General features: G+C 68.3%; 19 protein-coding genes. 7 read left to right on the forward strand and 12 right to left on the reverse strand.

Translation table 11 applies throughout. The features are described 5' to 3' along the window. Positions 1–112 precede the first annotated feature (112 nt). Complete coding sequence (locus tag AC1DFU_RS03660; protein WP_477159851.1) at positions 113–1,003, forward strand: LysR substrate-binding domain-containing protein; 891 nt, start codon at positions 113–115, stop codon at positions 1,001–1,003. Here the strand turns inward: AC1DFU_RS03660 and AC1DFU_RS03665 are convergent. The 8 genes from AC1DFU_RS03665 to AC1DFU_RS03700 form a co-directional block, all read right to left on the reverse strand. Continuing rightward, the gene (locus AC1DFU_RS03665) at positions 985–1,770 is read right to left on the reverse strand and encodes an SDR family oxidoreductase (RefSeq protein ID WP_092294281.1); all 786 of its coding nucleotides are present in this window, start codon (positions 1,768–1,770) and stop codon (positions 985–987) included. The two genes, AC1DFU_RS03660 and AC1DFU_RS03665, sit on opposite strands and share 19 nt — an antisense overlap. 69 nt (positions 1,771–1,839) lie before the next feature. After that, positions 1,840–2,988 (reverse strand): ABC transporter substrate-binding protein, encoded by a 1,149-nt coding sequence (locus AC1DFU_RS03670; RefSeq protein WP_441593789.1) that lies wholly within the window; start codon positions 2,986–2,988, stop codon positions 1,840–1,842. A gap of 311 nt (positions 2,989–3,299) precedes the next feature. Continuing rightward, the gene (locus AC1DFU_RS03675; RefSeq protein ID WP_092294277.1) at positions 3,300–3,812 is read right to left on the reverse strand and encodes a DUF1269 domain-containing protein; all 513 of its coding nucleotides are present in this window, start codon (positions 3,810–3,812) and stop codon (positions 3,300–3,302) included. A 182-nt stretch (positions 3,813–3,994) separates the two neighbouring features. Beyond that, positions 3,995–5,446: an acetate kinase gene (locus tag AC1DFU_RS03680; protein ID WP_092294275.1), complete on the reverse strand. Its 1,452-nt coding sequence runs from the start codon at positions 5,444–5,446 to the stop codon at positions 3,995–3,997. A gap of 78 nt (positions 5,447–5,524) precedes the next feature. Further along, positions 5,525–6,685: a hypothetical protein gene (locus AC1DFU_RS03685; RefSeq protein ID WP_092294273.1), complete on the reverse strand. Its 1,161-nt coding sequence runs from the start codon at positions 6,683–6,685 to the stop codon at positions 5,525–5,527. 14 nt (positions 6,686–6,699) lie between these two features. After that, on the reverse strand, positions 6,700–7,398 hold the full coding sequence (locus tag AC1DFU_RS03690; protein ID WP_092294271.1) for a C39 family peptidase: 699 nt from the start codon (positions 7,396–7,398) through the stop codon (positions 6,700–6,702). After that, complete coding sequence (locus AC1DFU_RS03695) at positions 7,395–7,850, reverse strand: hypothetical protein (protein WP_092294269.1); 456 nt, start codon at positions 7,848–7,850, stop codon at positions 7,395–7,397. The genes AC1DFU_RS03690 and AC1DFU_RS03695 overlap by 4 nt, the downstream gene beginning before the upstream one ends. Before the next feature lie 170 nt (positions 7,851–8,020). Then, positions 8,021–9,568 (reverse strand): hypothetical protein, encoded by a 1,548-nt coding sequence (locus AC1DFU_RS03700; RefSeq protein ID WP_477107320.1) that lies wholly within the window; start codon positions 9,566–9,568, stop codon positions 8,021–8,023. A 694-nt stretch (positions 9,569–10,262) separates the two neighbouring features. Here AC1DFU_RS03700 and AC1DFU_RS03705 point away from each other — a divergent pair. The 4 genes from AC1DFU_RS03705 (at position 10,263) to AC1DFU_RS03720 (ending at position 14,107) form a co-directional block, all read left to right on the forward strand. Next, positions 10,263–11,042, forward strand: a complete 780-nt coding sequence (locus AC1DFU_RS03705) for a GntR family transcriptional regulator (protein WP_092294266.1) — start codon at positions 10,263–10,265, stop codon at positions 11,040–11,042. Positions 11,043–11,124: 82 nt separating this feature from the next. Beyond that, a complete protein-coding gene (locus AC1DFU_RS03710; RefSeq protein ID WP_369823416.1) occupies positions 11,125–12,198 on the forward strand; it encodes a tripartite tricarboxylate transporter substrate binding protein in 1,074 nt (357 codons plus the stop codon). Then, the gene (locus AC1DFU_RS03715; RefSeq protein WP_477125134.1) at positions 12,195–13,517 is read left to right on the forward strand and encodes a 3-isopropylmalate dehydratase large subunit; all 1,323 of its coding nucleotides are present in this window, start codon (positions 12,195–12,197) and stop codon (positions 13,515–13,517) included. Before AC1DFU_RS03710 ends, AC1DFU_RS03715 begins: the two co-directional genes overlap by 4 nt. A 65-nt stretch (positions 13,518–13,582) precedes the next feature. Next, entirely contained in the window at positions 13,583–14,107 is a 525-nt protein-coding gene (locus AC1DFU_RS03720; protein WP_092294261.1) for a LeuD/DmdB family oxidoreductase small subunit, read from the forward strand. Here AC1DFU_RS03720 and AC1DFU_RS03725 read toward each other — a convergent pair. Then, the gene (locus tag AC1DFU_RS03725) at positions 14,042–14,788 is read right to left on the reverse strand and encodes a phosphoribosyltransferase (RefSeq protein WP_092294259.1); all 747 of its coding nucleotides are present in this window, start codon (positions 14,786–14,788) and stop codon (positions 14,042–14,044) included. The two genes, AC1DFU_RS03720 and AC1DFU_RS03725, sit on opposite strands and share 66 nt — an antisense overlap. 317 nt (positions 14,789–15,105) lie before the next feature. Between AC1DFU_RS03725 and AC1DFU_RS03730 the strand changes: the two genes are divergently transcribed. Continuing rightward, the gene (locus AC1DFU_RS03730; RefSeq protein WP_177219905.1) at positions 15,106–15,270 is read left to right on the forward strand and encodes a hypothetical protein; all 165 of its coding nucleotides are present in this window, start codon (positions 15,106–15,108) and stop codon (positions 15,268–15,270) included. A gap of 17 nt (positions 15,271–15,287) precedes the next feature. Here the strand turns inward: AC1DFU_RS03730 and AC1DFU_RS03735 are convergent, their stop codons facing one another. The 3 genes from AC1DFU_RS03735 to AC1DFU_RS03745 all read right to left on the reverse strand — a co-directional run bounded on the left by AC1DFU_RS03735 (position 15,288) and on the right by AC1DFU_RS03745 (position 16,727). Beyond that, the gene (locus tag AC1DFU_RS03735) at positions 15,288–15,971 is read right to left on the reverse strand and encodes a class I SAM-dependent methyltransferase (RefSeq protein ID WP_255370797.1); all 684 of its coding nucleotides are present in this window, start codon (positions 15,969–15,971) and stop codon (positions 15,288–15,290) included. Between the two features lie 123 nt (positions 15,972–16,094). Further along, the gene (cynS, locus tag AC1DFU_RS03740) at positions 16,095–16,538 is read right to left on the reverse strand and encodes a cyanase (protein WP_092294258.1); all 444 of its coding nucleotides are present in this window, start codon (positions 16,536–16,538) and stop codon (positions 16,095–16,097) included. A gap of 51 nt (positions 16,539–16,589) precedes the next feature. After that, the gene (locus tag AC1DFU_RS03745) at positions 16,590–16,727 is read right to left on the reverse strand and encodes a hypothetical protein (RefSeq protein ID WP_177219904.1); all 138 of its coding nucleotides are present in this window, start codon (positions 16,725–16,727) and stop codon (positions 16,590–16,592) included. Between the two features lie 716 nt (positions 16,728–17,443). Here AC1DFU_RS03745 and AC1DFU_RS03750 point away from each other — a divergent pair. Continuing rightward, entirely contained in the window at positions 17,444–17,749 is a 306-nt protein-coding gene (locus AC1DFU_RS03750) for a YXWGXW repeat-containing protein (protein WP_092294256.1), read from the forward strand. Positions 17,750–18,354 lie beyond the last annotated feature (605 nt).

Consider the following 18,354-nt stretch of genomic DNA (forward strand, 5'->3'; position numbering starts at 1 on the left):
GGCGTTCGCGGAAGAGGGGGGGAAGGCGATCCGATTCTAGGCTTCGCCGCCCCCACCATCAAACAGATCATTTGGATTAATCTATCGGTTCTGTGGATAAATCCCGCCCGCCATGATCCCGAACCTGTCGGTCAAGCACCTGCGCGCCTTCGTGGCGCTGGCCACGCACCGCAATTTCACGCGCGCGGCGCAGGCGTGCCACCTCTCCCAGTCGGCCTTCAGCACGCTGGTGCAGACGCTGGAGGAGCAGGCCGRCAGCCGGCTGTTCGAGCGCACCACGCGCCATGTGGAGCTGAGCGCGGACGGCCGCCGCTTCGAGGAAGTGGCGCGCCGCCTGCTGGCCGACTTCGAGACGGCATTCGAGGACCTGCGCGACCACGCCGAGCGCCGCAAGGGCCGCGTGGCCATCGCCGCCCTGCCCTCGCTGGCGGGCGGCGACCTGCCGCCGCTGCTCGCGGACTTCCATCGCCGCTACCCCGGCATCTCGCTGGAGTTGCACGACCAACTGGCCGATGGCTGCATCGATCTCGTGCGGCGCGGGCAGGCGGACTTCGCGCTGGCCCCGGCGCCGGCCCAGGATGCCGACCTGCGCATCGAGCCGCTGGTCCACGACAACTTCCATCTGGTCTGCCCGGCAGACCATCCGCTCGCGGCAAAGCGGCGCATCGCGCCGCAGGCGCTGGCCGGGCTGCCCTTCATCCAGCTCTCCCGCACAAGCAGCGTGCGCCAGCACCTGGATGCGGCGCTGCATCCGCTGCGGGTCAATGGCGTGATGGAGGTGGAGCACCTGGCCACCGTGGCGGCGCTGGTGGAGGCGGGGCTGGGGGTCTCGGTGGTGCCGGCGCTGGCGCTGTTCCAGTTCCGGCGCGAGGGGCTGGCGGTGCGGCCGTTGCAGATGCCGTCGCTGGTGCGCGACATCTGCCTGGTGCGGCTCAAGGAGCGGGGCGATTCGGCCGCCGCGGCGGCGATGATCGACTGCCTGCGTCAGAAGTGGCCGAGGTAGCCGCCATCGACGGCCAGCACCTGCCCGCTGACGTACGATGCCGCCGGTGAGGCGAGGAAGACCGCCGCGCCGGCCACTTCGTCCGGCTGGCCCCAGCGGCCCAGCGAGGTCCGGTTGCGCAGCCATTCGGCGACCGTGCCGTCCGCCACCATCGACTGGTTCGGCTCGGTGGCGAAGTAGCCGGGCGCGATGGCGTTGACGGTGATGCCGTGGCGGCCCAGATCGGCCGCCATGGCGCGCGTGAGGGCGTCCAGCCCGCCCTTGGTGGCCGGATAGAGCACGTCGTTGGCGCGCGCCACCTGCCCGGCGATCGACGAGACATTGACGATGCGCCCGTACTGCCCGCGCTGCATCAGTTGCGCAGCGTGGCGACACAGCGTGTAGGGCGCGACGAGATTGGTCTCGAGCATGGCGCGCAGGTCACCAGCGTCGAGATCGACCATGGAAGCGCGGTTGCGGGTGCCGGCGTTGTTGACCAGGATGTCGAGCCGGCCCGGCCGGGTGGCGAGCGCCGCGAAGGTGGCGGCGACGGCGGCTTCGTCGGTGATGTCGAGCGGCAGGGCTTCGGCGCTGCCGCCACTGGCCTGCAACTGCGCCACGGTGTCCGCCACGCGGTCGGCGCTGCGCGCGCAGACCAGCACGTGGGCGCCCGCGGCGGCCAGGCCGGCGGCAATCGCGCGGCCAAGGCCCTGCGCGCCGCCGGTGACCAGCGCGACGCGGCCATCGAGCGAAAAGGGGGACGGGGAGACTGCGGTGGAAATCGGCATGCGGCGACTATACCGCAGCGCAGCAGCCGGAAAAACACCCCGGCATGGCGCCGGGGGTTCCCTGATGCGTCAGCGAATCAGCTTGCCCGTCGACGAGACGATCGACATCTCGACGAACGACGAGCCGGTGTGGCGCGTGGCGCTGTAGCTGATCAGGATGCCGCCGAGGTCGTAGTCGCGCAGGCCTTCCAGCGCGGTCACGAGCTTCTCGCGCGTGGGCTCCGCGCCGGCGCGTCGCAGCCCTTCCACAAGCACCTTCGCCGACATGAAGCCTTCCATGCCCGCGTTGCTCGGCTCCACGTTCTGGGCCTTGGCCATGCTGCGGTACTCGCTGGCGATGCTCATCTGGCTGGAGTTCATGCCCGGCACCACCTGCGTGATGATGAGCCCGCGCCCGTCATCGCCCAGTTCCTTGATGAAGGAGTCGGCGGCGTTGTTGGAGAGCGTGACGAACTGCGCCTCGCTGCCGGCGCGCTTCAGTTCCTTGATGATGCGCGCGGCTTCCGAACCCGAGCCGATCACCATCACGGCCTGCGGATTGGCCTTGTGGACGTTGGCCACGCCCTGGCCGATATCGCCCATCGGCCGGTTGAACGAGGCCGCCGCCGCCGGCTGCACGCCGCGCGCCTGCAGCGCGGTGGTGAAGCCTTCGAACACGTCCTGCCCGAAGCCGTCGTTGGCGTAGAAGATGGCGATCCGGCTCATGCCGGAGGTGGCGAGGTGGTTGATGGCGCGGGCCACTTCGTCCTGGTACTTGGCGCGCACGTTGAACACATAGCGGTTGACCGGGCGATGCAGCGTGATGGCGCCGGTCAGCGGGGCCACCAGCGGCACCTTCTCCGCGCCGATGATCGGCAGGATGCTCTCGTTCTGCGGCGTACCGCGCACCATGAACAGCGCGAAGACCTTGTCCTCGGCAATCAGCTTGCGGACGTTGTCGGGGGTGCGCTTGGCGTCGAAGCCATCGTCGTAGGTCACCAGCTCGATGCGGCGCCCGGCCACGCCGCCGTTGGCGTTGACGGTCTTCAGGTAGACCTGCGCCCCGGCGATCTGCTCCTTGACCGAGCCGGCTACCGGGCCGGTCACGCCGGCCGACTGGCCGATGCGGATGGTGCCCTTGCTGATCCCCGGTTCCGCGTGCGCGGTGTGCACCGCCACGGGCGCGACAAACCCCAGCGTGGCGGCAAGCATGCCGCACGCAAAGCTCCTTGCGTTCATTGTGACCCCTCCAAAAGCTGCTGGCTGACTAGTAATTTTTTGCCGCTGCGGCGCGCGGCGCGCCCCGTGAGGACGGCCGTGCGATGCCCGCAACTTACCTCAACGGGGGTAAATGTTCAAACATCCAGATGGGGAGGGTCGGGAGGGGTGTTGCTGCGGCAGCACACCGTTTGCCTGTAAAGCTCCGGGTGGCGGCGCGGGTGTGGCCGCAGCGTGGCGCACGACAAGCCGTGCGCCGGGGCGCGCCACGGGGGCGCGCAGGCTAAGCGTTGCAATGCAGCGAAGCGTTCCGCGAAGGGCCCAGGAAGGGCTCAGGGGAACGCCGGCACTGCGGGGTCCATCCCGGCGAAGCGGGCTTCCGGATGGGCGCGCTGGAGCAGCATCTCGATTTCCTCGATGCGGCCACGCGGCACGTCCACCATCAGCAGGAGCTTGCCGGCCTCGATGTCTTTCTCGAAGGCGCGCAGCCGGCTGTTGGGGGCCGAACTGCCGATCATGCTCGAGGCCCAGGCGCCGAACACCGCGCCCAGCACGGCCAGCACGCCGACCAGGCCCCACTGCGGCGTGTCGCTGACGATAGGGAACATCGCCACCACCACACCGGCCACGATCCCCACGCCACCGCCCACCATCAGCCCCATCTCGGCGGCGTGGACGATGTCGGAGGTCTGGAACAGGTTCGCCTCATGCAATCCGGTCATGTCTGACCCATCGCGCGCCACGAAATGGATGTGGCTATTCTCGATGCGGGCCAGCAGCAAGTCGTCCATGGTGCGGCGGGCGCTTGGCAGGTCGGGCAACAACCAGAAGATGCGTTTGCGCATGGCTTGTCTCCTCTTCAGGCTCAGGCCGCCCCGGCTTGGGTATCCGTCGGTGCGGGACGGGATAGTTCGTTCTACTCCGTTCGCAGACCGGTTGCAAGGCGCGCTGCGGCACGCTCCGTGGTGACGCGCGCTTGAAACATCGCGCATGCGCGCCGCGCGTCACCTCGCGCTATCTGCCTGCGTCAGAATGTGATCGGCAGGCGCAGCGTGACAGTCAGGTCCGGCGTGTCGCGGGTCAGGCCGGCACCCACCGACAGGTTCAGCGTGTAGCGTGGGCTGAAGCGGTACGAGTAGCCCACCAGCAGCGTGCCCTGCGTGATGCGCACCGAGCCCGGAATGGTCTGCCCGTTCTGCTTGGTCGGCCAGATGATGCTCTGGTCATAGCCGATACTGAACGAGGCATGCTCGTTCAGCGAAAGGCCCATGCCGAAGTTGAACTGGAAGATGTCCCCCGGGGCGATCTTGCCCAGCGACTCGGTCTGGCCGTTCAGCACGGTGCGGCTGACGTTGTCCCGCGCGAAGTTGTGCAGGTAGCTGAAGGTGCCGAAGAACACCGCCGGATCGGTCGGCAGCAGCCAGGTCACGCCCGGCTGGATCGCCTGGAAGCCGGTACCCGTCGGCATGCCCAGCGGCAGGCCGGTGCCGGTGGTATTGCTGACGCAGCGCGTCACGCAATCGGTCACCACTTCGAACGGATCTTTCCCGGTATTCGACTTGTAGCGGAGCCAGCCGATGAAGTACGGCATCTTCTCGTTGCCGTAGTTGAGCTGGTAGCGCAGCGTCGCCTCCACGTCGCCCAGGCCGTTGCCGCTGGAGTTGAACACGTTGTCGAACGCGCTGCCGGTGAAGACTTCCCGGCTCACGGTCTGCGACTTCGCGCTGACGTAGGGGACCTTGGCTTCGATCTCGAGCCGCTTGGTCAGGCCGTAGCGGAACGCCACCGCGCTGAGGTAGGTGGTGGTCTTCACCTCGCGCACATCGATCAGGCCGATCAGCACGGCCGGGATCACCGTGTAGCCGACCAGCGCCACGCGGTTGTTCGACGAATAGCCGTACTGGAAGCTCGGTTCCACCACCAGGCTGCCCTGGGCCGTCAGCACGCCAGGCTGGTCGAAGATCGGGGCGATCTCGGGCGGACGGCCGTCCGACACCGGCGCGCGGCCCACCGGCTCCTCGGCGCCGGCGAGGGACTCGCCCTGCTGGGCGCCCTGCGCCACGTTGTCTGGCGGGGCCTGGTTCTGCGGATCGCCCGGACCGGCAGGCTGCTGCTGGGCCTGCTGCTGCATGCCCTGCTGCACCGTGTTGTTGATCTGGGTGGCGCTGCTGCCGGCGGCCGCAGCAGCCGAGTTGGTGGACACATCGGCGCCGGTACGCTGGCCGCCGCGCTTGCGCGCGAGGGAGTCGGGGCTGATGGTATTGCGCAGCTCGCGGATGGTGGCTTCCTGCTCCGCCAGCGCGCGCTTCATGGCTTCGAGCTGCCGGGACTGTTCGGTCAGTTCCTTCTGCAGCGTCTCCAGCCGGGCGGCGGCCGGTGGCCCCGCGTCCGGCGGTGTCTGGGCGTGGCTCATGCCGCCCAGCAACAGCATCGTCGAGCAGCCGGCAAAACGGATGCCCTGCAGCGAACGCTTCTTCATGACGTCTTCCTCCCCCGGGGACGGCGGGCTGTCTCGCAGGAGCCCGCAACCTGTACCGCTTGTCCGCGTATTCGCGACTTACCTCATGCTGGCTGTCCTTTGGATGACACTGTTCAGCGCAGTATTTGCCATCTGCGTGCGGAACGCCGCCAGCGTGTTCACGCTGGCGTTGATTGTCATCAGGCTCTGGATGCTCTGGTTGTTAAGCGTATTCTGGATCACCGTGCTCGGCATGTTCGCCATCGCACCAACGTTGGCCGTATTGCCTGCGCCGTTCTGCACGACGTTCGACAGGCCATTGGTGGTCACCGTGCCGGTGGCCGTGGCCACGGCCTGCGAGGCCATGCCCGCCGCGCCCTGCGCCGTGGCATTGGCACCCTGCGCGGCTGCGTTGGCCGCTGCCTGGGCCGTGCCTGCCGCGCCCTGGGCGCTGGCGGCCGCGCCATTGGCCGTGGCGGTGGCCGACTGCCCCGCCGCGCCCGCCGCACCCTGTGCATTGGCGGCCGCGGCATTGGCGGCTGCCACGGCGCCGGTGGCGGCGTTGTTGGCGTTGGCTACGGCAGCCGCCACGCCGCCCAGCGTGGCTTGCAGCTGCTGCGCCTGCGCCGCCGTGATGCGGCTTACATCGGGAATGTTGATGCTGGTGGCCACGGCCAGCGCGCCGTTGACGAAGACCGCGCGGTCGATGCCGAAGCTGACCTGCAGGCCGGCCACGTCAAACCCGCCACGCTGTTTGTCGAGCCGCGCCTGCGCCACCGGTTTCCATTTGGCCATGCCGCCGCGTGCATCGGTCACCGGCGCGTCGGGGTCGCGCGTGGCAACGGTCATGGCCTTTGCCAGCGGATCCTCGGCTGCGCGGTGCTTCGCCGTGGGGGCCCTGGCCACCGGTCCCTCGGACGCAGGCGCTTGGGCAACAGGGACAACAGGGTTAGCGGAAGGTGCCGCCACGCGTTCAACGGGCGGCGGCACGGGGATATCGGCGGCCAGCTCCACTTGCGTGGGCATCGCTGGCAGATCGATGGCATGGGACACGGCCACGGCCGGGAGTTCCGGCGCTGCGGGCACGGTAGGGACGTCGGCGGTCGCGCTCAGCGCGATGTCGATTGCCGTATCGGGCATGGGCGCACCCATGTCGGCGTAGGCATTGCCGGCGCAGGCCAGACCCGCGCCCAGCAGGGCCATCGCCGCCGCACTGCCGGCTCTGCGCCGGAGTGCGGGTGAAGCGGTTGTCAGGACCATGACTGCTCCTCGACTCAGAAATCGTTCACGCCATGCTTGGGCATGACGGTGAAATACAGGCTGTCGCGGTTGATCCCCGAAGAGTAGGGGCCCGAGGGCGCGACGCGCCAGTCGGACACCAGATTGAAGCGCGCGTTTTCTGTGCGGTTGTGGATCACGAACAGCAGCTGGCTGTCCCAGATCCGCTCGAAATGCTCCCGCTCCAGCGCGCGCGTGCCACGTGCCGGATCACCGATCAGCACGCGGTTGCCCTTCACGCCCTTCACCACGACGAAGTGGTGATAGCCGTTCTCGACGATCAGCACGATCGCCGGTACCTGCGTTTCCTCCAGCTTGGAGAGCGGCAGTTCGTAGCCATCGGCCAGGAACCCGCGCGACTCCAGAAAGCGCTTCATGTCGAGCAGCGAGAACCCTTCGGCCCGAATCTTGGCCTGGTCGCCGTTGACGTACATGTTGGCAAAGACCACCTGCTCCGTGACCGGGTAGCCGTATTGGTAGGTCAGCAGCGTCGCGATGGCGGCCGAGCCGCAACTGAAGTCGAACTGCTGGCGGATGGTGGTGCGATACCGGGCCTCGCGGAGGCTGGTGACCGGCACGTAGTAGTTCTTGCCGCCGTCGGCGGGCACGTTGATGTAGTCGGCGCGGGCAGCGGAGAAGCTCCCCAGCGTCGCCGCCACGGTAGCGGCGGCCAGCAACAGGCGGCGCATGATCATTTGAACTGGACGTTGAGGATGGTCGCGTTCTGGATCAGCACGTTATTGCCCGAATTCTGGATCACGGTGGGCAAGCCCGCCGCGTTCGAGAACGCGCCATCGGAAACGATGTTGCTGCCAGACAGCGTGTTGATGGCGGCGTTGTCCGCCACGGTGCCGTGCAGGCGCATGTCGTTGACGACGAGTTCGGAGCCGCCGCGTACGCCGTCCAGCTTGTCGCTGCCAACCGCGCGTGCCGTGGTGCCGAACAGATTGTTCCTGGGTGCCGCGTCCGGCTTGACCGCCGTGACGCTTGCCGCTGCGCCGGCCACCGCGGTGGCTGCGCCCGATTCACTGCTGGCCACCGCCACGGCCGATGCCTCGGCGGTCGGTGGTCCTGCTACAGCCTGGGCGAACGGCCAGGCCAGGAGAGCTGTCGTGACTGCCATGACAGCGGAGCGATGCGAACACATGGTGCGTCTCCCTCTTGTTCCGACCTCGCGGCTCCCATCCGGGCCACGGTATCGGACCTCCCAGGCACCTCGACAGACAAGCATCCCGGCCCTTGCAGGCGCCGGGATACCCGTCATCTCGAATGCCAACCGTGCAAGCCTCCGGCCGAAGCCGGAGGACTCACTCGGACTTAGCGACCGGCATTCACGTTCGCCTGGACGTTGACGCTTTGCTGCACCAGCGACGCCATGCCGCTGTTCTGGCTGGCGATCATGACGCCTGCGGCGGATTGCCCGACGCTGGTCATGGTGTTGGACATGTTGAAGGCGCCAGCATCGACGACGTTGTAGCCGCCGTTGCCGCCAGCGCCGCCCACTGCACCGTTGCCGGTACCGCCCGCGCCGCCATTGCCCACGCCACCGGCGCCGCCTGCACCGCCCGTGCCCGATGCGGCACCCACAGCGCCGTTGCCGGCCGTGGCGCTACCGTTCGAGGCCGACGATGTGGCGCTGCCATTGGCCGCCGCGCCGCCCGTGCCGCCGTTGCCGGCAGTGCTGGTTTGCGCGCCGCCTGCGCCGCCCGAGGCCGTTGCCGCGCCAGCCGTGGCCGTTGCCGCACCGCCCGTGCCTGCGCCGCCGGCGCCGCCCGAGCCCGTGGCCGTGCCGCCCACTGCCGTCGAGGTGCCCGTGCCGCCGGCCGCGCCTGCGCCGCCCGTGCCCGAACCCGAGCCGCCCGTGCCGCTACCGGCACCACCGCTCGCCGATACCGCACCGGTCGTGCCCGTGCCGCCTGCGCCGGCCGTGGCCGTGCTGGAGCCACCAGCGCCATCGCCGCGCTCTCTGGCCGCGCTGCCGGCACCGCTGCTGCCGCCCAGTGCCGCGGCTGCGCCCAGTGCCCCGCCGCCAGCGCCCAGTGCGCTGCCGCCGGCGCCCAGTGCGCCACCGCCACGGCCACCGTCGCCGCCAATCGCGCCGCTGTAGCCGCCGCCAGCACCCGCAAGGGCCGAGCCGCCACGGCCACCCACGCCAAGGCTGGCGCTGAGGGAGCTGCCGCCGCTCGCGCGGGCGTTGCCGCCATCACCGGCGCTGCCGCTGGCGTTGCCGCCACGACCGCCATTGCCTGCCGTGGCGCTGCCATTGGTGGCACTGCCGTTGTTGGCGCTGCCGTTGGTGGCGCTGCCGCCCGAACCGCCCGAGCCGCCATTGCCGCTATTGCCGCCGTTGCCGCCATTGCCGCCGCTGCCGCCTTCGCCGGTCCCGCCAACCCCACGGCCGCCTGCACCACCCGTAGCGCCATTGGCATTGCCGCTGTTGGTGGCATAGTTGCCGATGTTGCTGATGGTATTGCCGGACACCGTGCCGCTGAGTCGGCTGACGGCGATGGCCTTGGTCGAGTTGAAGGAGTTGGCGATCGACGACGTGGCCGTGCCGCCATTGGCCGCCGCGGCATTACCGTAGCCATCCACGCTCTGGCGAACGCGGGTGCTGACGCGGGTGGACGTCTTGTTGAGCGTCAGCGTGGCGGTCCTGTTCGAAGTCCTGTTGGTGGTAGTGGTGCTGTTGTCCTGAGTCGCAGTGGAATTTTCGTTGGCGTTGGCGCCATCGCCTTGGGTGGAAGTTGCGGTGGCGGTCTGCGTGTTGTCGCCCTCGCCCGAGTCGTTGTTGGTTGTCGGGTTCGCATAGGCCTGGCTACCAAAGAAGGCCAATGTGATCGCCGACGCCAGTAATGTCTTTTTCATACGATGCTCCCAGGAAGTTTGTGCTGCGGCTCAGCCTCCGGCCGGCGCTCTCGAGAACATCGGCTGGAGGTTCAGGTCCGGCACGGGACCAGACCAGCCTCCCCTTGCGCACAAACAGTGCCAGCGGGCGCCCCGCGCCGTGTAATCCGTTGAAATACAAGGGCTACCAACCGGTGACCGGGAACTTTTCTAGCGGCCACCCATCTCCGGCGATGCTGCGATGCTGTGAACCGCAGTAGACATGTCACACCGTTGAGACACCGCCAGCCGCATGGCTGCGTGGGGGCCCCGTGCAATTGCGAAAAAACCGTGATTTTTCAGTGGCTTGGCGCGACGCCTAGGGGAACCCCGCAACGCTGCGGCCCGTTACGGCGGTGAAACAGCCGGGCCGAGGTGACCGCTACGCAATCACATGGCCTGTGCGAAGTGCCTGATATGTCAAGAATTGCAATCCCTGATAGGCACCCTACCCCGCGCCCCGGCGCCAGTGCGACGTGAGCACCGGCTTTCAGAGGGAATCCCGCCCGGCGGCGGGCCTTTCTTGCGCGCGCCGCGCCGGCGATGCGGGACCGCAACAAATGCGGGCGTACGGAGTGCTCAGAGCGCCGCCAGCCTGTTTCATGCTAGGCTCTATGTCTGATTTAACGTACATTAGTCTCGTCTAGGACTTGTCAGCGCATCCGCAAGGGAAACCATGAGTGAAGCCGTCGTTCCCCTGTATCACCAGATTTACGTAGTCCTCCGCCAGCAGATCGTGGAAGGCCGTTTCGGGCAGGGCCCGCTGCCGGGCGAGATCGACCTCGCCAAGCAGTTTCACGCCTCCCGCGTAACCATGCGCCGCGTGTTCGACCGCCTGGTGCAGGAAGGTCTCGTGCGGCGTCATCGTGGCCTGGGGACCTTCGTGAACCCGCATCCGGTGAAGCCGGCCGCCACCGAAGAGCGCACCACCAGCCTGCTCGGCAACATCATCGACATGGGCGAGAAGACCGCCGTCAAGGTGATCTCGATCGACGAAGTGCACGCCACCCCCGATGTGGCCGAGGCGCTCAAGATCGAACCGGGCGACCCCGTGGTGAAGGTCGTGCGCGTGCGCCACTACCGCGACCGTCCGCTCTCGCATATCACCGTCTACCTGCCCGTGGACCTGGGCCGCCCGCTGCAACGCAAGGATCTGGAAGGCACGCCGATCCTGCGCCTGCTGGAGGCCGCCGGGGTGGAACTGGGCCGCGCCAGCCAGGTGCTGACCGCGCGCCTGGCCGACGTGGTGGTGGCCCCGCTGCTCGACGTCCCCGTGGGCGGCGCGCTGCTGGCCGTGCGCCGCGTGGTGCTCGACAAGGCGGGCCGCCCGGTGCAGCTGCTGCTGGGCCAGTACCGGCCCGACCGCTATGAGTACCGCATGGACCTGTCGCCGATGGGCGGAGACAGCGCCAACGTGTGGGTGGAAAACGAGACCCGCACCGGCCTGCGCGACTGACCCCCCTCCTGTCCACTGCCGCGCGCGGCGGATTCCGGGCGATACTGCGCACTCCTGATCACACTGTCGAGGAGCTACCGTCATGCCAGTCGTCCGCCCGCGCGCGCACCAGCTCGCTTGTCCGCCTGCCTGTCCGCCCGCCCGCGCTGCTGTTCTTCGCCCCTTCCACCGTCTGTTCCAACACCTTCCCGCCGCGCTGATGGCTTCGGCCTCGGCGGCGCTGTGCGTGGCACTCGTGCTGCCCGCCGGCGCGCACGCCGCGGTAGCCGGCGGCAAGCCGATCCGCATCCTCGTGGGTGCGCCGGCCGGCGGCACCACGGACACCCTCGCGCGCACCATCGCCCAGGAAATGTCGCAGTCGCTGGACCAGCCGGTGGTGGTGGAGAACCGTCCCGGCGCCGGCGGCAACATCGCGGCGGACATGGTGGCCAAGAGCGCGGCCGATGGCAGCACGCTGCTGATGAGCTTCACCAGCCATACCATCAACGCCACGCTCTACAAGAAGCTGCCGTTCGATCCGATCCAGGATTTCACGCCGATCACGCTGGTGGCCACGGTGCCGAGCGTGCTGGTGGCCACGCCGAAACTGCCGGCCAACAACATCCCCGAACTGATCCGGCTGGCCAAGTCCGAGCCGGGCAAGCTCAATTTCGGCATCGGCTCGGTTGGCTCGTCGGTGCATCTGGCCGGTGACATGTTCAAGATGATGACCGGCACCTATATCGTCAACATCCCCTACAAGGGCACCACGCCGGCCATCACGGACCTGCTCGCCGGGCAGGTGGACCTGATGTTCGCCAGCACGCTCAACGTCGCCCAGCACGTGAAGGCGGGCAAGCTCAAGGTGCTGGGCGTGACCAGCCCCGCGCCGCTGCCCCAGTTCCCGGGCGCGCAGCCGATTGGCGCGACGGTGAAGGGTTTCGAGTCCAGCGCGTGGTTCGGCCTGTTCGGGCCGGCCAACCTGCCGCCGGAGGTGACCCAGGCGCTGTATCAGGCCGCGCGCCACGGGCTGGAATCGCCAGCGGTGCGCAAGCGGCTCGAGAACGACGGCGCCCAGCCGAGCGCGATGGCGCCGGACGCCTTCGCCACCTTCGTCAAGCAGGACGTGAAGCGCTGGGCCACCGTGGTCAAGTACTCGGGAGCCCAGCCGGAATGACGCTGCCGAGCGGCCACGCCGCCGAGCCCCCCGCCGCCCCGCCGGCCACGCTGGCGCAGAAGCTGGTCGCCCGGGCCGCCGGCGTGGCGCACGTCACGCCCGGCACGGTGGTGATGTGCAAGGTCGATCTGGCGATGGCGCACGACTCCAGCGGCCCGCGCCGCGTGGCGCCGCTGCTGCGCGAGCTGGGCGTCAAGGTGTGGGATCCCACGCGCTTCGTGGTGGTGACCGACCACTACGTGCCGGCCGCCGACCCCGACGCCGAGGCCATCGTCCAATTTACGCGCGACTGGGTCCGCGAGGCCGGCATTTCGAACTTTATCGATGGCCAGGGCATCTGCCACGTGGTGCTGCCCGAGCAGGGCCACGTGCTGCCGGGCCGCTTCATCGTCGGCGGCGACAGCCACACGCCCACCGGCGGCGCGTTCGGCGCCTATATGTTCGGCATCGGCGCCACCGAGATGGCCGGCGTGCTGGCCACCGGCGAGATCTGGCTGCGCGTGCCGCAGACCATCCGCATCGACTGGCGCGGCGCGCTGGGCACCGGCGTCTGCGCCAAGGACATGATGCTGTTCCTGTGCGCGCAGCTCGGCATGGCCGGCGGCCACTACGAGGCCATCGAGTACACCGGCGCCGCCGTCACCGCCCTGCCGATGCAGGAACGCATGACGCTGTGCAATATGAGTACCGAACTGGGCGCGCAGACCGGGCTGGTTGCGCCGGACGCCACCACGCTCGCATGGCTGGCCGAAGCCGGCGTGGATGCCACCGCGCTGGCCGCCATCGACACCCGCCACTGGCGCAGCGACGCCGGTGCGCCGGTCCTGACCACCCATTGTTTCGATGCCAGTACGCTCGCGCCGCAGGTGGCCGCGCCGCATTCGCCGGCCAACAGCGCGCCGGTGGAAGTCAGCGCCGGCCAGCCGGTGGAGATTGCCTACCTGGGCGCTTGCACCGGCGCCAAGCTCGAGGACCTGCGCATGGCGGCCAGCGTGCTGCGGGGGCGCAAGGTGGCGCCCGGCGTGTCGCTGCGCGTGGCCCCGGCCTCCCTGCGTGACCAGGAACAGGCCGCGCGCGAAGGCACGCTGCAAGTGTTGACCGATGCCGGCGCCGCGCTGCTGCCCAACGCCTGCAACGCCTGTGCCGGCTATGGCGCGAGCCGCTTCCCGGCCGGCAGCCACGCCATCGCCTCCACCGCGCGCAACTTCGCGGGACGCATGGGCGATGCCGGCAGCGAAGTCTGGCTGGGCTCCCCGATGACCGTAGCTGCCAGCGCGGTGACCGGGCGCATTACCGATCCCCGCACGCTGCTCGCCTGACTCGCTGCACCCGCATCATCCGTAGCATCCCCATAAAAACCAGAAAGAGACAGACAACGCGTTACATGCCCCCCGCCCCCGAATTCCCCCTGCCGCAAGCCGGCCGGATCTGGCGCTTTGGCGATGATGTCGATACTGACGCCATGGCGCCCGGCACCTATATGAAGGCCGGCATCGACGTGCTCGCCCAGCATTGCCTGGCCTCGCTGCGGCCGGAGTTTCCGGCCTCGGTGCGCCCCGGCGACCTTGTCGTGGCCGGCAGCAACTTCGGCATGGGGTCGTCGCGCGAGCAGGCCCCGCAGGCGCTGCGCCACCTCGGCGTGGCGGCCGTCATCGCGCCATCCTTCGCGGGACTGTTCTATCGCAACGCGCTCAATCTTGGCCTGCCGGTGATGGTGTGCGCCGAGGCGGCGCTACTGGCCGATGGCGCGCGCGCCACGCTGGATCTGGACGGCGCGCGTATCCGGCTCGAAGACGGCACGCACCTGGCGTGCGAGCCGATGCCGGACTTCCTGCGCGCGCTGCTACGGGCGGGTGGGCTGGTGCCGCACCTGAAGGCCCGGCTGGCTGCCCGCGGCGGTGATCGCTGACAACTGCGCCTCACGCAGCAGGGTCAGCGCCTCTTCGTCACTGGTCTGCGTGAAGTCGAGGTAGAAGGCGCCCACGGCGCCGAAACTGTCCGGGGTCTTCAGGCACACCACTTCGTCGGCCACTTCGCGCAGCGAATCGAGCCCGTCCGCCGCCCCGACCGGGGTGGCCGCCACGACCCGCGCCGCGCCGGCGGCCCGCACCGCGTGCAGGGCCGCGCGCATGGTGGCGCCGGTGGCCACGCCGTCATCGACGACGATCACCTGCCGCCCCTGCATCGCCGTCACGGCGTGCCCGCCGCGATAACGCTGCTGGCGCCGGCAGATCTCGTTGAGCTGGCGGCCGCGCTCGGCATCGAAGGCGCCGGACTCCACCGAACGCTGCGCCCACGGATCGTCATTGACCACGGTATGCGGCTCGCCGCCGCTGGCATCGCCCTCCACCACCGCGCCCAGCGCCAGTTCCGGGTAGCCGGCGGCGCCGATCTTGCGCACCAGCAGCACGTCCAGCGCGCCGTCCAGCGCGCGCGCCACCTCGAAAGCCACGGGTACGCCACCGCGGGGCAGCGCCAGCACGAGCGCCGGCTGGCCATCATCGGTATGGCCCATCCCGCGTTCGGCGAGATCCCGGCCCAGATAGGTGCCCGCCTCGCGGCGGTCGGCATAGCACGGCGGTAGTGTCATGGCGTGCTCCCGCAGGCGTTGGCGGTGACTGGAAGGACAGGGGGACAGGCGCCGCGAGGGAGCGGCTCCCCAGCCCACTATAGACCCGTCACGGGAAGGCGGCGGCGCTTTCTGGGGCGAGTGATGGGGGAAGGGTGGACCCTATCGGCCCGATAGGTCCCGACGATTGATGGCGATCGTGAAATAGTGTTTTGAGGCGCGCCCCGATGATCGATACGCATTGCTTGCGTAGGATTCAACCCGTGGCGGCGATCCCGCCCGTCGAACTTCCAGACCCCGGCGCCCAGAACGCGCCATTGACTTGAGCGAGCGTTACCGTGAATCCGCAACAGACTTCCCGCACCGACGACCAGACCGCCCAGCACGACCTGGACCTCGACATCCCCTTCGGCTCGCTCGACGCAGCCGCCATGGCGGAACTGCCCTACACCTTCCGCCAATCGGGCCATTGCACGCGCTACTACAACGAGTTCTTCGGCTGAAGCCAGCCTCCGGGGCCCTAGGCCTCGCGTGGCCGGCAGATCATGAAGACTTGCGAACTGAGCCACCACGGCAGCTGACGCAGGGGGCTGGTGGATTCGGCTTCCACGTCGAAGCGCATGCTCACCTGCGCGCGCAGCTTGCGGAAGTCGAAACCCTTGTGGGTATGGCGGGGATTGTCCGGCCGCGTGACCGGCAACCCCATCAGCGCCCGCAGTGCCTCGCCCGGCGTGTGATCCATGCGTAACGTGCGCTCGCTGACCATGCCGTTGAGCAGCTTCGGCACGATGGCGACGCCATACATCACCGGCACCGAGATGATCAGCGTGCCGCTGGGGCGCAGGATGCGCAGGGCGTCGTCGAGGAAGGTGTCGACCTCGTCCGCATAGAGGTGCTCGCAGACTTCGAACGCGGTCAGCATGTCCACCGAGTCGGCGGGCTGGGCGTCCATTTCGGCCAGATAGCGGATCTCGGGGTAGTCCGGGGTCTTGTAGGGGTCGAGTCCGGCCAGCGACAGGTCAGGCCGCGCCTGGCCAAGCCGGTGCAGGAACAACCCCGGCCCCGCGCCGAAGTCCACCACCGTGCCGCCGTGCGGGCAGCGGGCGGACACCATGCCGAGGCCCAGCGCGATCCGGCTCCGGTGCGCAAAACGTGCCAGCGGGTTGGACGCGTTGATGGTCTGCTTGTCGTAAGTGATCTGCATGGCCCGTGTCTCCCCCTGGGTTGCCGCATGGCAGTTTCCTGCATTCTGGCGAGGGGAGGCGCGCGGCCTCTGTGCGATCCGACACACGGAAATGCCGGGGCGGCCTGCCCGCCCCGGCGCCCTTCAATACGTCTTGTAGGGCAGGAACTTGCCGGACATCTCGATCCGGACGCGGTCCCCGTTGGGGTCCGCTTCGCGCTGGAGGTCCATGCGGAAGTCGATGGCACTCATGATGCCGTCGCCAAATTCCTCATGGATCAGCGCCTTGAAAGTGGTGCCGTAGACGCTGACCAGCTCGTAGAAGCGGTAGATCAGCGGGTCGGTGGGGACCTGGGTGGGCAGGGAGCCCTTGTAGGGCACGGTGCGCAGCCACGGCTCGGCTTCGGCGGGGAGGTCGAAGATCTCCATCACGGCGCGCGCGCCGGCTTCGTCGAACACCATCTGGCCCAGGCACGCGGCCGTCGTCCATTCCTTGCTCTTGCCCACGCGCTCGGCCACCTGCGCCCAGGAAATCCCGCGCCTGACCTTGGCTTCGATGATCAGATCGGTCACGTCACTGCGATTCATGTTCCCTCCATTGGTATTTGGCATTGGCCCGGGAGAGAACGGCGGATGGGGTCACGGCACGCTGGAGCGCTCCATGACCGCGACGGCATCGCCCCTGTCTTCGAACTGCATCCGCGCGAAACGCGGCACCGACAGCGGGCTCAGGCCTTCGAGCGCCTGCAGGATCAGCACGATGAACATGACCGGCATGACGTCCTCCCTCGGGAATACGGCGAACAGACTGGCGCAAGCTTCGTGCCACGCGCGCGGCCCCGGAATCGGCTGCCGATGACGCACCGTGGGGCGTTTTCGGAGACCGGCGAGGGCGTCGGCGCGGGGTGCGCACCGTTGCGGGGAAGCCCGCCGTGCGGGGCGCACAGGCTGAAGCGTACCCGTTTCTGCGCGAAGCGTGGCGACGTCAATGGATCAGGACAGCGCTGCCCCCGTGGCAAATCTTTGCAGCAGACATTTCCGATGTAACGCCACATTACCCTGGGCCTTGCGGCCAGCCCCGCCGCGGGCGTAGGCGTCACTTCGCCGCAAAGCCTTATCCGACAAGGGCTGGCGGGCGATGGGCCAAGCCGATTGGGAGGCGTTTTCGCCGCATCCGGCGCGAAGACTGCCTTACAAGTGCAACCGCGCGGGGCGGGGGTGCGTCGCTACAGTGAAGCCGTGTTCAACGCGAACCGCCACCGAGCGAATCGCATACGGAGTCCCACATGAAACGCGCCATCGCCCTGACCCTTTTGCTGGCCACCACGAGCGCCCTGCTTTCGGCCTGCATCGTCGTGSCGCCGCGCGGCGGCCATTACCACTACCACGACCGCGGCCGCTATTGATCGGCCACGGCGTCGGACTTCATCGAACAAACCCAATCCCGCAGCTTGCTTTGCCCGACCGGATGACCCGGTAGAAGGAGAACCACCATGAAACGCCAACTGATGCTTGCCGCCGCTGTCCTTGCCGCCGGGAGTGCCTTCGGGCTGATGTCGCCCGCCCAGGCCCATGGCAATGGCTACGACGACCGCCCGCCGCCGCCGCGCCATGAAGTGCGCCCGGCGCCGCGGCCCGGCAAGGTCTGGGTGCCCGGCCACTACGACCGCGTGCAGGGCAACTACGCCTGGCGCGGCGGCTATTACCAGGCGGCGCGCCCCGGCTACCGCTATGTGCCGGACCGCTGGGTGCAGAGCCCCCGCGGCTGGGTGAGGCGTCCAGGGTATTGGGCGCGCTAAGCGTAGCCATTGAATAAGGAAACGGGCCGGACCATGGGCATGTGGTCCGGCCCGTTTCCTTTTCGTTTCCCTTCCTTTTCCTATTCCGGCAATCGGTCCATTGGGCTTTCAGCCCTCCCCCGGGAGGTGGGGTGTATCCCCACGAAGGTGGGTGGCAAGCCGGGCGCCGCCCCCTTAACACCCTCGATTACTTTCCTCCGGAGGTGGGATTTCACTCTCATCCTTTTGCACTAGGCCACGAGACTCCCCACGAAAGGAGAACTGCTCCTGCCGCCATCCGCCAGTCATTTTGTAATGGTTGCAAAACTGGCGCATAAAGCAGACTTTCGTTAATGCCATACCCCCCAGTCGGGTGAGCTTTTTCCATTTATCGTGTGTCTTTTATTCAATATGGTTGCAGTGGTGAAACATATTCGGGACCGCCTGTATCAGGCCTGCAACCGGGCGGCCAGCCTGTGCCAGATGGCGTTTGGCGAACATCGCCGCCCAAACGCATGAGGGGTGGCTCGGTTTAGCAACGGATTATGAGTTCGTTTTCATTCCACCTCAGCAGACGCTGAATTCCACCCGCTTGCTTTCGGATGAACCAGCCCATAAGATGAATT

It is taken from the genome of Cupriavidus sp. 10L45 (assembly GCF_056395225.1).